This window comes from Pseudomonas sp. YJ42, from assembly GCF_047225135.1.
Taxonomy (GTDB): Bacteria; Pseudomonadota; Gammaproteobacteria; order Pseudomonadales; family Pseudomonadaceae; genus Stutzerimonas; species Stutzerimonas stutzeri_E.
Genome location: NZ_CP178378.1, coordinates 1,597,295 through 1,611,274, shown reverse-complemented (window position 1 = coordinate 1,611,274; position 13,980 = coordinate 1,597,295). Strand labels below are relative to the sequence as shown.

At 60.2% G+C, this 13,980-nt stretch carries 12 protein-coding genes and 1 tRNA gene; 6 read left to right on the top strand and 7 right to left on the bottom strand.

Features of this window, described 5'->3' with window-relative positions:
* Positions 1 to 72 precede the first annotated feature (72 nt).
* The 4 genes from ACL0K2_RS07190 to ACL0K2_RS07175 form a co-directional block, all read right to left on the bottom strand.
* Positions 73 to 2,937: a valine--tRNA ligase gene (locus ACL0K2_RS07190; RefSeq protein ID WP_239611535.1), complete on the bottom strand. Its 2,865-nt coding sequence runs from the start codon at positions 2,935 to 2,937 to the stop codon at positions 73 to 75.
* Between the two features lie 169 nt (positions 2,938 to 3,106).
* Positions 3,107 to 3,475, bottom strand: a complete 369-nt coding sequence (locus ACL0K2_RS07185) for a hypothetical protein (protein WP_045163163.1) — start codon at positions 3,473 to 3,475, stop codon at positions 3,107 to 3,109.
* Between the two features lie 122 nt (positions 3,476 to 3,597).
* Positions 3,598 to 4,017, bottom strand: coding sequence for a DNA polymerase III subunit chi (locus ACL0K2_RS07180; RefSeq protein ID WP_045163162.1), 420 nt, complete (start codon positions 4,015 to 4,017; stop codon positions 3,598 to 3,600).
* Between the two features lie 22 nt (positions 4,018 to 4,039).
* The gene (locus ACL0K2_RS07175; protein ID WP_239611536.1) at positions 4,040 to 5,533 is read right to left on the bottom strand and encodes a leucyl aminopeptidase; all 1,494 of its coding nucleotides are present in this window, start codon (positions 5,531 to 5,533) and stop codon (positions 4,040 to 4,042) included.
* Between the two features lie 186 nt (positions 5,534 to 5,719).
* Here ACL0K2_RS07175 and lptF point away from each other — a divergent pair, with 186 nt between their 5' ends.
* Positions 5,720 to 6,841 (top strand): LPS export ABC transporter permease LptF, encoded by a 1,122-nt coding sequence (gene lptF, locus ACL0K2_RS07170; protein WP_413044116.1) that lies wholly within the window; start codon positions 5,720 to 5,722, stop codon positions 6,839 to 6,841.
* Positions 6,834 to 7,895, top strand: a complete 1,062-nt coding sequence (gene lptG, locus ACL0K2_RS07165) for an LPS export ABC transporter permease LptG (protein WP_045163159.1) — start codon at positions 6,834 to 6,836, stop codon at positions 7,893 to 7,895. Before lptF ends, lptG begins: the two co-directional genes overlap by 8 nt.
* Positions 7,896 to 8,038: 143 nt before the next feature.
* On the opposite strand, the gene ACL0K2_RS07160 is transcribed toward lptG, so the two are convergent.
* The 3 genes from ACL0K2_RS07160 to ACL0K2_RS07150 all read right to left on the bottom strand — a co-directional run bounded on the left by ACL0K2_RS07160 (position 8,039) and on the right by ACL0K2_RS07150 (position 9,372).
* Positions 8,039 to 8,536 carry an RDD family protein gene (locus ACL0K2_RS07160; protein WP_045163158.1) on the bottom strand — a complete coding sequence of 166 codons (498 nt, stop codon included), beginning with the start codon at positions 8,534 to 8,536 and terminating at the stop codon, positions 8,039 to 8,041.
* Between the two features lie 96 nt (positions 8,537 to 8,632).
* Positions 8,633 to 8,845, bottom strand: a complete 213-nt coding sequence (locus ACL0K2_RS07155; protein ID WP_003284681.1) for a cold-shock protein — start codon at positions 8,843 to 8,845, stop codon at positions 8,633 to 8,635.
* Between the two features lie 440 nt (positions 8,846 to 9,285).
* Positions 9,286 to 9,372 (bottom strand) — tRNA-Leu (locus ACL0K2_RS07150).
* A gap of 116 nt (positions 9,373 to 9,488) precedes the next feature.
* Between ACL0K2_RS07150 and queA the strand changes: the two genes are divergently transcribed.
* The 4 genes from queA (at position 9,489) to secD (ending at position 13,975) form a co-directional block, all read left to right on the top strand.
* Positions 9,489 to 10,538 (top strand): tRNA preQ1(34) S-adenosylmethionine ribosyltransferase-isomerase QueA, encoded by a 1,050-nt coding sequence (gene queA / locus ACL0K2_RS07145; protein WP_413044115.1) that lies wholly within the window; start codon positions 9,489 to 9,491, stop codon positions 10,536 to 10,538.
* A 14-nt stretch (positions 10,539 to 10,552) separates the two neighbouring features.
* Positions 10,553 to 11,668, top strand: a complete 1,116-nt coding sequence (gene tgt, locus ACL0K2_RS07140) for a tRNA guanosine(34) transglycosylase Tgt (RefSeq protein ID WP_196298686.1) — start codon at positions 10,553 to 10,555, stop codon at positions 11,666 to 11,668.
* A 41-nt stretch (positions 11,669 to 11,709) separates the two neighbouring features.
* Positions 11,710 to 12,039, top strand: coding sequence for a preprotein translocase subunit YajC (gene yajC, locus ACL0K2_RS07135; protein WP_021209500.1), 330 nt, complete (start codon positions 11,710 to 11,712; stop codon positions 12,037 to 12,039).
* Positions 12,040 to 12,106: 67 nt separating this feature from the next.
* Positions 12,107 to 13,975 (top strand): protein translocase subunit SecD, encoded by a 1,869-nt coding sequence (gene secD, locus ACL0K2_RS07130; protein WP_045163156.1) that lies wholly within the window; start codon positions 12,107 to 12,109, stop codon positions 13,973 to 13,975.
* Positions 13,976 to 13,980 lie beyond the last annotated feature (5 nt).

The window sequence follows — 13,980 nt, the reverse complement described above, 5'->3', positions numbered from 1 at the left end:
TACTTGTCATCAATCAAGTGCAAAGGCCTAAACAAAAAAGGCCAGCACATCACGCGCTGGCCTTCTGTTTGGTTACAGGCTGGCGATACGCTCGCGCTGTTCCAGAAGTTGGGCTTTTGCCTGTTCGGCCTCGGCCAGCTTGGCGCGCTCCTTGTCGATCACCTCGGCTGGCGCCTTGTCGACGAAACCGGCATTACCGAGCTTGCCGCCAACGCGCTTGACCTCACCCTCGAGCTTGCCGATTTCCTTGTCGAGGCGGGCGAGTTCAGCGTCCTTGTCGATCAGCCCGGCCATCGGCACCAGCACCTGCATGTCGCCGACCAGTGCCGTGGCGCTCAGCGGCGGCTCTTCGCCGACACCGAGGATGCGGACGCTTTCGAGCTTGGCCAGCTTCTTCAGCAGCGGCTCGTTGTCCGCCAGACGACGCCGGTCCGTATCGGAAGCGTTGCCAAGCACGACGTCGATCCGCTTGGCCATGGAGATGTTCATTTCGCCACGGATCTGGCGAATGCCGAGCATGAACGCCTTGACCCACTCGATATCGCCTTCAGCCGCCTCGTCGAGACGCTCCGGGTTGAATTGCGGCCAGGGTTGCAGCATCAGGGTTGGACCGGATTTGCCTGCCAGCGGTGCGACCCGCTGCCAGATTTCTTCCGTGATGAAAGGCATGAACGGATGGGCCAGGCGCAGGGCGGTCTCCAGCACGCGCACCAGCGTGCGGCGTGTGCCTCGCTGACGTTCCAGGCTGGCGTTTTCGTCCCAGAGCACGGGCTTGACCAGCTCCAGGTACCAGGCGCAGTACTCGTCCCAGATGAACTCGTAGAGCGCTTGGGCGGCCAGATCGAAGCGGAAGGCCTCGAGCTGACGAGTAACTTCGGCTTCGGTGCGCTGCAGTGCGGAAATGACCCAGCGATCCACTGACGACAGCTCCACCGAAGCGTCGGCCGCCGGAGCGCCGGTCGCCGGTTCGCCATTGACGCCGGTATCCTGGCCTTCGGTGTTCTCGAAGACGAAGTTGGCGGCGTTCCAGATCTTGTTGCAGAAGTTGCGGTAACCCTCGACGCGCCCCATGTCGAACTTCACGTCGCGGCCGGTCGAAGCGAGCGAGCAGAAGGTGAAGCGTAGGGCGTCGGTGCCGTAGCTGGCGATGCCTTCAGGGAACTCAGCGCGGGTCTGCTTGGCGATCTTCTCGGCAAGCTTGGGCTGCATCATGCCGCTGGTGCGCTTTTGCAGCAGCGCGTCCAGCTCGATCCCGTCGACGATGTCCAGCGGGTCGAGCACGTTACCCTTGGATTTGGACATCTTCTGCCCTTGTCCATCGCGGACCAGACCGTGCACATAGACGGTCTTGAACGGGATCTGCCCGGTCAGGTGAGTCGACAGCATGATCATGCGGGCGACCCAGAAGAAGATGATGTCGAAGCCGGTAACCAGTACGTCGGTCGGGTGGAACGTCTTGAGATATTCGGTCTGCTCGGGCCAGCCGAGGGTGGAGAAGGTCCACAGGCCGGAGCTGAACCAGGTGTCCAGCACGTCTTCGTCCTGACGCAACTCGACGTTGTTGCAAAGGTTGTACTTACTGCGAACCTCCGCCTCGTCCCGGCCGACGTAGACGTTGCCGGCTTCGTCGTACCAGGCTGGGATGCGGTGCCCCCACCAGAGCTGGCGGCTGATGCACCAGTCCTGGATATCGCGCATCCAGCTAAAGTACATATTCTCGTACTGTTTAGGCACGAATTGGATTTCGCCGCTCTCGACGGCCTTGATCGCTTTCTCGGCCAATGGCTTGGTCGAGACGTACCACTGGTCGGTCAGCCAGGGCTCGATGATGGTGCCGGACCGGTCGCCGCGCGGGACCTTGAGCGCGTGATCGTCGATCTTTTCCAGCAGACTCATGGCTTCGAATTCGGCGACGATGGCCTTGCGCGCGTCGAAGCGATCCATATGTGCATAGCCATCGGGCAGGCTGGCGTCGACTTTGTCGTTCGGCGTGCCGTCGATGTTGAACACCTGCGCGCGCGCCAGGATCGCGGCGTTGCGGTCGAAGATGTTGATCAGGGGCAGGCGATGGCGCTTGCCTACTTCATAGTCATTGAAGTCGTGCGCCGGGGTGATCTTTACGCAGCCGGTACCGAACTCGAGGTCGACATAATCGTCGGCAATGATCGGGATCAGACGATTCACCAGTGGCAGCATGATGTGCCGGCCGATCAAGTTCCTGTAGCGTTCGTCCTCGGGGTGCACCGCGACGGCCGCATCGCCCAGCATGGTCTCCGGACGGGTCGTGGCGACGATCAGGTAGTCCTTGCCGTCGGCCGTTTTGCAGCCGTCGGCCAGTGGGTAGCGCAGATGCCAGAGATGACCCTTCTCGTCGTGGTTTTCGACCTCCAGATCGGAGATGGCGGTGTGTAGCTTGGTGTCCCAGTTGACCAGGCGCTTGCCGCGGTAGATCAGACCATCTTCATGCAGGCGTACAAAGGCTTCCTTCACGGCATTGGACAGGCCGGCGTCCATGGTGAAGCGTTCGCGCGACCAATCCACCGAAGAGCCCAAGCGGCGGATCTGACGCGTGATGTTGCCGCCGGATTCCTCCTTCCATTCCCAGACCTTGTCGAGAAACTTTTCGCGGCCCAGGTCATGACGACTCACGCCTTGCGCGCTCAACTGCCGCTCGACCACCATCTGCGTGGCGATGCCGGCGTGATCGGTGCCTGGCTGCCACAGCGTGTTGCGACCTTGCATGCGGCGGAAACGGATCAGCGCATCCATGATCGCGTTGTTGAACCCGTGCCCCATATGCAGGCTGCCGGTGACGTTCGGCGGCGGGATCATGATGGTGTAAGGCTCGCCTGAACCCTGGGGGGCGAAATAGTTGTTCGACTCCCAGGTTTGATACCAGGAAGTTTCGATGGCGTGCGGCTGGTAGGTCTTGTCCATGCGGCGGGACCCTTAGAACGGCTGATCGGAAAAGCGGGCAAGTATAAAGGCAAAGTGCGCGAGGGGCAGAACCGCGATGCGGCATTTATCCGGCACTGCTGAATGAACCGTCCGATGTGTGGGGAGGGGACGTCACCGGAGACGCCCCGGTGCAATCATGGCGGATCGTTCAGGAACGGTGGGATTTGATCAGCTGTTCGGCGCGCGCCTCCAGGCGACTGCGCAGTTCAGCTTCGATCTGCGGCACGAAATCGTCGATCACATCTTGCAGAATCAGCTGCGCGGCGGTGCGCAACTCATGATCGAGGTGGCGCTCGGCAAGGGTGCGGAAAGCAGTCCGTACGGCTGGCTCGCGTGGCTCGATTTCTTGCTGAGCTGCCGCTGTGGGCGCGCGCTCGACGACCTCAGAGAGCAGGGGGATGCTGTCTGGGTCAAGTGTCTCGCTGAGCATGGGAGGGTCCTCATCCCCAAGCAGAGCGCGAATGGATTCCAGGTCGTCAAGCAGGTGAGCGGCTTTATTGGGAGGTGTTTGCGTCATGTACGGTGGTTTCCGGAGATTAAGCGTCCAGGCGATGTGGCGCTCCTGAAAGGGCATTGGCCCTATAGCCAAGGCCGTCGAACGGCTGCGGAGTCGGTGAGTTCGTGCCGTCCGAAGGCTCGCTACAATTCGACTCTCTTTGGATCATAGCCGCGCTGTCGATAGAGACGAAAATTGTCCCGGCAAACGGTCAATAGCTCCGGTTGCTGGTTGACGATCTCGATCACTCGGCTGAACTGGTCGGTATGCGGCGACAGGGTGGGTGACAGATTGATCAGCAGGCCCTGGGTGGCGGTAGGCGGCTGCTCCGTACCGATCACCACGGGCGCTTGAGGATCGTCGTCGTGGAGCTCATGCGGAATGAAGCGCTCGGCGCGAAAGCTCCACAGCAGCTCATCCAGTTCGCTGCACTGCTGGCTGTCCTGGCAGCGTATGAATACCGGCATGCCGTGCTGCCAGCCTTTGCTTGCCAACAGGCAGGCGGCTCTGGCTCGGCCTGCCGGTTCGCTATCGGGCAGTACGTAGAACTCGATGCGTGTCATGCCCGGTTTCCGCTCGCCTGGCTCATGCCTGCCCGGCTCGATCCAGCAGGTATTGCGTCAGCAAGGGTACCGGACGACCCGTGGCGCCCTTTTCCTTTCCGCCACTGACCCAGGCGGTGCCGGCGACATCCAGGTGCGCCCATGGGTAGGCCTTGGTGAAGCGCGAAAGGAAACAGGCCGCGGTGATGGTGCCAGCCTTGGGCCCGCCGATATTGGCGATGTCGGCGAAGGGGCTGTCCAACTGCTCCTGGTATTCGTCGAACAGCGGCAGTTGCCAGGCCCGATCATCGGCTTTCTGGCCGGCCCCCAGCACCTGTTGCAGCAGTTCGTCGTTGTTGCCCAGCAGGCCCGATGTATGGCTACCCAGCGCAACGATGCAGGCGCCAGTGAGCGTGGCGATATCGATCACGGCGCGCGGCTTGAAGCGCTCGGCATAGGTCAGGGTATCGCACAACACCAGACGGCCTTCGGCGTCGGTATTGAGAATCTCGACGGTCTGGCCGCTCATGGTGGTGACGATGTCGCCCGGACGCGTGGCATTGCCGCTGGGCATGTTTTCCGCGCAGGCCAGCAGGCCGACGAGGTTGATCGGTAGTTGTAATTCCAGTGCGGCGCGGAAAGTGCCGAGTACGCTGGCGGCACCGCACATGTCGTACTTCATTTCATCCATGCCCTGGCCTGGCTTGAGGCTGATACCGCCGGTATCGAAGGTGATGCCCTTGCCGACCAGCGCGTAGGGCTGCTCGCCTTTCTGGCCGCCGTTGTATTGCATGACGATGATGCACCCGGGCTGCTCACTGCCCTGGGAAACGGCAAGAAACGAGCCGGCACCGAGTTCGCGCAGTTTCTTTTCGTCCAGAATGTCGACTTTCAGGCCTTTGAATGTTTTGCCGAGCTGCTTGGCCTGCTCGGCCATATAGCTGGGATGGCAGACATTCGGCGGCAGATTGCCCAGGTCTCGGGCGAAACTCATGCCGGCGGTGATCGCTGCGGCGTGGCGAGTGGCCTGCTCAACCTGCGTCTGGTTCGCCTTGTCGCTCAGGATGGTGATCTTGCCGAGCGCCGGGGCATCGTTCTTCTTGCTCTTGAACTGCTCGAATACGTACTGACCATCGGCCAACACTTCGACCAGCATCCGGATGCACGCATAGGTATCGCGCTCTTTGACCTGTACATCTTGGAGCGCAAAGGTTGCATCTTTGCCGCCGAGCCCTTTGAGAACGCCAAGCGCGGCGCCGGCGATCTTGCGCCATTGGCGAGCGTCGAGTTCGCCCTCTTTGCCAGTGCCGACCAGTAGTACGCGATCGGCTTTCAGGTTCGGCAGGCTGTGCAGCAAGAGGGTCTGACCCGGCTTGCCCTGCAGGTCGCCGCGCTTGAGCAAGGCGCTGATGGCGCCGCCGCTGACCTGATCCACGCTTTGCGCGGTTGAGCCGAGCTGTAGATTTTCACCGACTGGCAAGACCAGGGTGGCTGTTTTTGCCGCAGCTGCTTTGGTGTTTTTTACAACAAATTCCATGGCGTCGAGTCCCCAAGACAAAGAGTCGGGTTTGCAGGATAATGCCGGGCTTATTTTCCGGTGGTTCGTTCACCGGGGCGTTGGTACGTATTGCGTGATGTCCAACGTCCTGTTGCGGGCGGACCGGCTGCTTGGCGGCTAGTTTGAGCGTAGCCGCCGGAGCCTGACAACCCTGGAGTGTCCGGTTTGATCGTCTTTCGTTACCTGTCCCGTGAGCTGCTGGTCACCCTGAGCGCGGTTAGCGCCGTGCTGCTGGTGATCATCATGAGTGGTCGCTTCATCAAATACCTGGCGCAAGCGGCGCAGGGGCTCCTCGATCCGGGGGTGCTGCTGATGATCATGGGGTTCCGCCTGCCAGGGTTTCTTCAATTGATCCTGCCGTTGGGGCTGTTTCTCGGCATCCTGTTGGCCTACGGTCGGCTCTATCTCGATAGCGAGATGACCGTTCTTTCCGCTACGGGCATGAGTCAGCGTCGCCTGCTGGCCTACAGTCTGGCACCGGCGGCGCTGGTTGCTGGCCTGGTCGGCTGGCTCAGCCTCGGGTTAGCACCGCAGGGTGTGGCCGAGGTGGATCGCATCCTCAATGAGCAGGACTCGTTGACCGAGTTCGATACGCTGGTTCCGGGGCGCTTTCAGACCCTGCGCGACGGCACTCGCGTGACCTATACCCGTGAATTGACCGCCGATCGAACCGAGTTGGCCGGCGTTTTCATCTCCGAAACCAACCGTTCCAGCGCGACGGGCAAGCAGCGTGGACTGTCTGTGTTGGTCGCGGAGAGCGGTCGCCAGGAAATTCAGCCCGATGGAAGCCGTTACCTGATTCTGGAAAACGGCTATCGCTATGATGGCACTCCCGGGCAGGCCGACTACCGGGCGATCCAGTACGACACTTACGGTGTGCTTTTGCCCAAGCCGGAAATCAGCGTTGAAGTGAGCGAGCGCGAGGCGATGCCTACCCGCGAATTGCTCGGCAGCGACAACATTCGGCTGCAGTCCGAGCTGCAATGGCGGCTGTCGTTGCCGTTACTGGTATTCATCGTCACGCTGCTGGCGGTGCCGTTGTCGAAGGTTAATCCGCGCCAGGGGCGTTTCCTCAAGTTGCTGCCTGCCATTCTCCTGTACATGGCTTACCTGACCTTGCTGATTGCTGCCCGTGGTTCGCTGGACAAGGGGCGTATCCCTCCGGCGCTGGGGCTCTGGTGGGTGCATGGAGTCTTTTTTGTTATAGGGATGCTGATGCTCTACTGGGAACCGTTGCGACTCGCGATCGACAAGCGTCGCGCCATGGCGGGAGCTGCTCATGCGTAAGCTTGACCGCTACATCGGTAGTCATGTGCTGCTGGCCATTCTGACCGTGCTCGGCGTCATCGTCGGTCTGGCGTTGCTGTTCGCCTTCATCGATGAGTTGGGTGATGTGAAAGGTAGCTACGGCACGTTGGATGCGGCTGTTTACGTGCTGCTGACGACGCCCAAGCGGGCCTACGAAATGCTGCCGATGGCGGCGCTGATCGGATGCCTCATCGGTCTTGGCACGCTTGCCAGTAGTAGCGAGCTGACCGTCATGCGGGCCGCCGGAGTGTCGCTCGGGCGCATCGTGCTGGCGGTGATGAAGCCGATGCTGCTGCTGATGCTGATCGGCGTGCTGATTGGTGAGTACGTGGCGCCCTGGAGCGAAAATGTCGCCCAGGCCAGTCGCTCCTCGGCACAGGGTTCAGGTGAAGCGCAAAGTAGCAAGCATGGGCTCTGGCATCGTCAGGGCGATGAGTTCGTGCACATCAACGCGGTTCAGCCGGGCGGTCTGTTGCTCGGCGTTACCCGCTATCGTTTCGACGAGCAGCGGCAGCTGTTATCGGCAAGCTTTGCCCGTCGGGCACGCTACGACGGTGACGAGTGGCTGCTCAGTGATGTCGCCACGACGCATTTCCGTGGTGACCATACCGAGATTGCCAAAGCCGCCGAAGAGCATTGGGACGTACAGCTGACGCCGCAGCTGGTCAGTACGGTGATCATGGAGCCGGAGGCCTTGTCCGTCACTGGTCTGTGGCGCTATATCCATTACCTCGATGACCAGGGCTTGAACAACGCTCGCTACTGGCTGGCATTCTGGACCAAGGTGCTGCAGCCAGCGGTAACGGTGGCCTTGGTGCTGCTCGCGATCTCGTTCATCTTCGGGCCGCTGCGTTCGGTGACGCTCGGGCAGCGCATCTTTACCGGTGTGATCGTCGGTTTCGTGTTCCGCATTCTGCAGGATCTGCTGGGTCCGGCCAGTCAAGTGTTCGGTTTCTCGCCTTTGTTGGCAGTGGCGGTGCCGGCCAGTATTTGTGCGTTGGCAGGTGTCTGGTTGCTGCGACGTGCGGGATAGCCGGAAGGCGCTACGGGTGCTGGACCAGAGGCAAGGAAGCCAAATAGGTCGTAGGAGCGGTAAGGCGGGACGACGAAGGGGCGTCGGGAGACGGCGCCGGGCGACTTGGTGGTCAACCCAGCGCTGCTTGTTTCGCTTCTAGCTTATTTCTTATGGATGTTCTTCGGCAATTGAACGACCTGGCTCTCCGAATACATGTCGTGCCAGGTGCGATGCTGTTTGTCCCATAGCATCCACCAGTAGCCCAGTCCCAGGGCGAGCCACGACATAATTGCGATCAGAAAGCGAAGCAGTGCCTGCCAGAGATCGATCGCGGTTCCGTCGACATTCTGTATCCGCACGCCCCAGACCTGCATGCCAAGCGTCTGGCCGTTGTGTGTCCAGAACTTGGCGAAAAAGGCGAACACGGTGAATAGCAAGAGCGTTGAAAGTACGGGATCGATATCCAGGCCTCCAGATTCCGCCAGTGCTTTGAGCCCTTCGCTGCCGTAGAAGAAGCGCAGAATTACCTGCTGGTAGAGCAGGGTGACGACCATCATCAGCGCGATCGAGAGAAACGAGTCGTAAAACAGGGCGGCGAGTCGGCGAATCAGGCCGGCCGGAGGAAACTGCCCCTGCGGGCGAAGCGGATGGTTGCGCATAGACGTCTCGATGGAAAAGGCAGCTGCGCATTCTACGGAATCGTGCGCATAAAAAAGCCCCTGATATTGCAATCAGGGGCTCTTCGAAGCAGCGGCTTATTCCTGGATTTGAACCTGGTCAGCCTGCATGCCTTTTTGACCTTGTACGGCGACAAAGCTGACTTTCTGACCTTCTTTCAGGCTCTTGAAGCCGTTGCCTTCGATCGCGCGGAAATGCACGAACAGATCCGGACCGCTCTCGGGAGTGATGAAACCAAAACCTTTCTCGTCGTTAAACCACTTGACGGTACCGTTCTGACGATTCGACATAGCTTTGTATCCTTGAAACTCAATAGTAGAAGCGCCCCTGCATCGGGCAGGAGGCGGAGACTGGTTGCAAGGAGTAAAGAGTCGAACGGGATGTAGCGGATCTGAAGATCTACTGCACCAGGTCACGATTCAACGGCGACCCATGCAAACACAGTGGGCACACTCTACGATAACTCGCCGGGCGATGCCAAGCCCTCGGAGTCATGGAGTGGTCCACTGCAAGCGCCGCCGTTATCGGCACGTTCTTCAGGTGTTGCGGGCGCTCTGGCGATTCGCCGACGCCACAACCGTTCAATACGACTGGAGCAGGCGCCTTGCTGAGCTGGGCTCGATGAGCCTGTTGCCGTTGCCCAATACATGAAGCATGGGCTGTGGGTGATGCCGCTACTGCTGTGCGGTTCCCGTACCAAAGGCTGTCGGCTGCCTGTGGTGTCTGATTATGGTGCCTCGAGAGAGACTCGAACTCTCACGTTGTTACCAACGGCGGATTTTGAATCCGCTGCGTCTACCGATTCCGCCATCGAGGCACAGTGGCGGCGCAGTATAGGGATGCGAGGCGAGTCGGTCAATCGTCCGGCGTGGTCAGATTGAGGTGTTTCCGCTAAGCTTTGCGCCCCCGATGCCCCGCGCTGATCTTTTTCAAATGCAAGTTTCCGATTTTTCCTTTCAACTTCCCGATTCGCTGATTGCCCGCCACCCGCTGGCCGAGCGTCGTGCCAGCCGTTTGCTGGTGCTCGACGGGCCGACCGGTGGGCTGGAGCACCGTGGTTTCCCCGAGCTGCTCGATTATCTGCGTCCCGGCGATCTGATGGTTTTCAACAATACGCGGGTCATTCCGGCGCGCCTCTTCGGGCAGAAGGAAACCGGCGGAAAAGTTGAGGTGCTTGTGGAGCGCGTGCTCGATGATCGCCGCGTGCTGGCTCATATCCGTTCCAGCAAATCGCCCAAATCCGGTGCGAAAGTTCATATCGACGGCGGTGGGGAGGCGCTGATGCTGGCGCGCCATGACGCTCTGTTCGAGCTGGAGTTCGATGAAGCTGTACTGCCCCTGCTCGAGCGCGTCGGGCATATGCCGTTGCCCCCTTATATAGATCGGCCGGACGAAGCTGCTGACCGTGAACGCTATCAGACGGTTTATGCGCAGCGGGCGGGCGCGGTCGCCGCGCCAACAGCAGGTCTGCATTTCGATGCGCAACTATTGGCGGCGCTGAAGGAAAAAGGCGTCGAGAGCGCGTTCGTCACGCTGCACGTGGGGGCTGGGACCTTTCAGCCGGTGCGAGTCGAGCGCATAGAAGAGCACCATATGCACCGCGAGTGGCTGGAGGTCGATCAGGGTGTGGTCGATGCGGTTGCGGCGTGCCGTGCTCGCGGCGGCAGGGTGATTGCAGTCGGGACCACCAGCGTGCGCTCGCTGGAAAGCGCTGCGCGTAACGGCATACTCAAGGCGTTCAGCGGCGACACCGACATTTTTCTTTACCCAGGCAAACCCTTCCATGTGGTCGATGCGCTGGTCACCAATTTCCATCTGCCCGAGTCAACGCTGCTGATGCTGGTCTCGGCGTTCGCGGGCTATCCGGAAACCATGGCTGCTTACGCTGAGGCCATCGCCAGGGGTTACCGCTTTTTCAGTTACGGTGATGCCATGTTCATCACTCGCAATCCGGCCCCCCGTAGCCCCGAGGATTCACAATGAGTCGCACCTGCCACATGTCTTTCGAACTGCTCGCCACCGAAGGGAGGGCACGCCGTGGGCGATTGACCTTCCCGCGCGGCACGGTAGAAACCCCAGCATTCATGCCGGTGGGCACCTATGGCACGGTGAAAGGTATGTTGCCACGTGACGTAGAGGGCATCGGTGCGCAGATCATCCTCGGCAATACCTTCCATCTCTGGTTGCGGCCGGGTACCGAGGTGATCAAGGCGCATGGCGATCTGCATGATTTCATGCAGTGGCACGGACCAATTCTGACCGACTCCGGCGGTTTTCAGGTGTTCAGCCTTGGGGCGATGCGCAAGATCAAGGAGGAGGGTGTCTACTTTGCCTCGCCTGTCGATGGCGCCAAGGTGTTCATGGGGCCGGAAGAGTCGATGCAGGTGCAGCGAGATCTGGGCTCCGACATCGTGATGATCTTCGACGAATGCACGCCTTATCCGGCCGATGAGGAGGTGGCGCGGCGCTCGATGGAGCTATCGTTGCGCTGGGCGCGCCGCTCCAAGGACGCGCATGGCGACAGTCCTGCGGCGTTGTTCGGCATCGTTCAGGGAGGCATGCACGAGTCGCTGCGCATGCGCTCGCTGGAGGGCTTGTGTGAGATTGGCTTCGATGGCTTGGCCATCGGTGGGCTCTCGGTTGGTGAGCCCAAGGAAGAAATGATTCGCGTGCTGGATTTCCTTCCACCGCAGATGCCAGCTGACAAACCGCGCTATCTGATGGGGGTGGGCAAGCCGGAAGACCTGGTCGAGGGCGTGCGCCGTGGCGTGGATATGTTCGATTGCGTGATGCCGACCCGCAATGCGCGTAATGGCCACCTGTTCACTGATAGTGGGGTGATCAAGATTCGCAACGCCGTACACCGACACGACGACTCGCCATTGGATGCCGGTTGCGATTGTTACACCTGCAAACACTTCTCCCGCGCTTATCTGCATCATCTCGACAAATGTGGCGAAATGTTGGGCAGCATGTTGAATACAATCCACAACTTGCGTCATTACCAGCTTCTGATGGCTGGTTTACGCGATGCTATCCAACAGGGTACATTGGCGGCCTTTGTCGACGCCTTCTATGCCAAGCGCGGCCTGCCAACGCCGCCGCTTGCGTGACGAACCCATAACTAAACTGATCTCTGCAACAGGAGTGCTACATGAGCTTTCTGATTCCCGCCGCCTACGCTCAAGAGGCTGCCGCTGGTCCCGCTGGTAGTGGCTTCGAGTGGCTGTTCCTGGTTGGTTTTCTGGTTATCTTTTATCTGATGATCTGGCGCCCTCAGGCCAAGCGCGCCAAAGAACATAAGAACCTCATCGGCGGCCTGCAGAAGGGTGACGAAGTGGTTACCTCCGGTGGTATCGCGGGCAAGGTCACCAAGGTTTCCGATGACTTCGTCGTGATCGAAGTTTCCGATTCGGTGGAGCTGAAGTTCCAGAAGGTGGCGATTGCCGCAACGCTGCCCAAAGGCACGCTGAAAGCCATCTGAGCTGACTACTACTCAACACCAACGACGGGGCGCGCAAGGCGCCCCGCGTCATTAGACGGGCTGCGTCATGCTCAATAGATTCCCTCTCTGGAAATACCTGCTGATCGTAGTAGTGCTAGGCATTGCCTTCATCTATTCCGCTCCCAATCTGTATCCGGACGATCCGGCCGTTCAGGTCACTGGTGCTACAACCTCGCTGAACGTCACCGACGCCGATCTCGATCGTGCCAGCAAGGCGCTTGCGGAGGCCGGTATCGAGGTCAAAGCGGCGAGCCTGGACGAGCAGGGTCGTGGCGGCTTGTTACGGCTGGCCAACCAGGACGACCAGTTGCCAGCCAAGGATGTCGTGCGACGCGCGCTGGGTGATGCTTATGTGGTTGCGCTCAATCTTGCGCCCACCACGCCCGAGTGGCTACGCAACTTGGGTGCCAGCCCGATGAAGTTGGGTCTGGACCTGTCGGGGGGCGTGCACTTCCTGCTTGAAGTCGATATGGACAAGGCGATCGAGACTCGTCTGAACGTCTATGAAGGCGAGGTCAAGAGCCTGCTGCGTAAGGAGCGTGTTCGTTACCGCAGTCTCCCCCAGGCGGACAACGCTGTGCAGCTCGGGTTTGCCGACGAAGCTGCGCTCTCGGCAGCTCAATCACTGATCCGCAAGAGCTTCAACGATTTCGAGCTGACCTCCAGCGAGCGCAATGGACAGCATGTATTGCGCCTGGCAATTACTGAGGCCAAGCTGGCGGAGATTCGCGAGTATTCGATCAAGCAGAACCTTACGACCGTGCGCAATCGGGTCAATGAGCTGGGAGTTTCCGAGCCGTTGGTTCAGCGCCAAGGTGCCAATCGCATCGTCGTCGAGCTGCCAGGTGTGCAAGATACCGCCGAGGCCAAGCGCATTCTGGGCAAGACCGCCAATCTAGAGTTTCGTCTGGCCGCCGAGGCCGACGCATCACGCGCGACAACTGAGACCTTCGGATTCCGCGAGGAAGGTCGCCCTCCCGTACAGCTCGAGCGCAGCCTGATCATCACAGGTGACCAGGTCACCGACGCTCAGGCCAGCTATGACGAGAATGGCCGTCCGCAGGTGAACATTCGTCTGGATGGGCATGGCGGCGATCTGATGAACCGCGCCACCCGCAACAACGTTGGCCGCAGCATGGCGGTGATCTTCATCGAGCAGCGTCCGGTCACGCGTTATGTCAAGAAGATGGTCGACGGCGTCGAGCAGGAATCGCGCGTCGAGACCTTCCAGGAAGAGAAAAGCATCATCAGTCTGGCGACAATCCAGTCGCCACTGGGTAGTCAGTTCCGTATCACCGGACTGGATGGTCAGGGTGAATCATCCGAATTGGCGCTATTGCTGCGTGCTGGCGGGCTCGCGGCACCAATGTACTTCGCCGAGGAGCGCACCATCGGCCCGAGCTTGGGTGCAGAGAACATCAAGCTCGGCATCGAGGCTGCGCTGTGGGGCTTTCTCTTCGTCGCGGTTTTCATGGTGCTGATCTACAAGTTCTTCGGCGTCCTGGCGACGATTGCCCTGTTGTTCAACATGGTGGTGCTGACAGCGCTGATGTCGATGCTGGGCGCCACGCTGACGCTGCCTGGTATCGCCGGTATCGTGCTGACGATGGGCATGGCGGTCGACGCCAACGTGCTGATCTTCTCGCGTATCCGGGAGGAAATCGCCAATGGCATGTCCATCCAGCGCGCGATCCATGAAGGCTTTGATCGGGCGTTTTCCGCGATCGTAGACGGCAACCTGACCACGCTGCTGGTCGGCGGCATCCTGTTCGCCATGGGCACGGGGCCGATCAAGGGCTTCGCCGTCACCCTCTCGCTCGGGATCATGACCTCCATGTTCACCGCCATCATCGTGACCCGCGCCATGGTCAACCTGATCTACGGTGGCCGCGATCTCAAGAAGTTGTGGATTTAAGGGGC

Excerpts from the sequence above, each read along its gene's own strand:
- ACL0K2_RS07190 (WP_239611535.1), bottom strand. The coding sequence starts at position 2,937 with ATGGACAAGACCTACCAGCCGCACGCCATCGAAACTTCCTGGTATCAA.
- ACL0K2_RS07185 (WP_045163163.1), bottom strand. The coding sequence starts at position 3,475 with ATGACGCAAACACCTCCCAATAAAGCCGCTCACCTGCTTGACGACCTG.
- ACL0K2_RS07180 (WP_045163162.1), bottom strand. The coding sequence starts at position 4,017 with ATGACACGCATCGAGTTCTACGTACTGCCCGATAGCGAACCGGCAGGC.
- ACL0K2_RS07175 (WP_239611536.1), bottom strand. The coding sequence starts at position 5,533 with ATGGAATTTGTTGTAAAAAACACCAAAGCAGCTGCGGCAAAAACAGCC.
- lptG (WP_045163159.1), top strand. The coding sequence starts at position 6,834 with ATGCGTAAGCTTGACCGCTACATCGGTAGTCATGTGCTGCTGGCCATT.
- ACL0K2_RS07160 (WP_045163158.1), bottom strand. The coding sequence starts at position 8,536 with ATGCGCAACCATCCGCTTCGCCCGCAGGGGCAGTTTCCTCCGGCCGGC.
- ACL0K2_RS07155 (WP_003284681.1), bottom strand. The coding sequence starts at position 8,845 with ATGTCGAATCGTCAGAACGGTACCGTCAAGTGGTTTAACGACGAGAAA.
- queA (WP_413044115.1), top strand. The coding sequence starts at position 9,489 with ATGCAAGTTTCCGATTTTTCCTTTCAACTTCCCGATTCGCTGATTGCC.
- tgt (WP_196298686.1), top strand. The coding sequence starts at position 10,553 with ATGTCTTTCGAACTGCTCGCCACCGAAGGGAGGGCACGCCGTGGGCGA.
- yajC (WP_021209500.1), top strand. The coding sequence starts at position 11,710 with ATGAGCTTTCTGATTCCCGCCGCCTACGCTCAAGAGGCTGCCGCTGGT.
- secD (WP_045163156.1), top strand. The coding sequence starts at position 12,107 with ATGCTCAATAGATTCCCTCTCTGGAAATACCTGCTGATCGTAGTAGTG.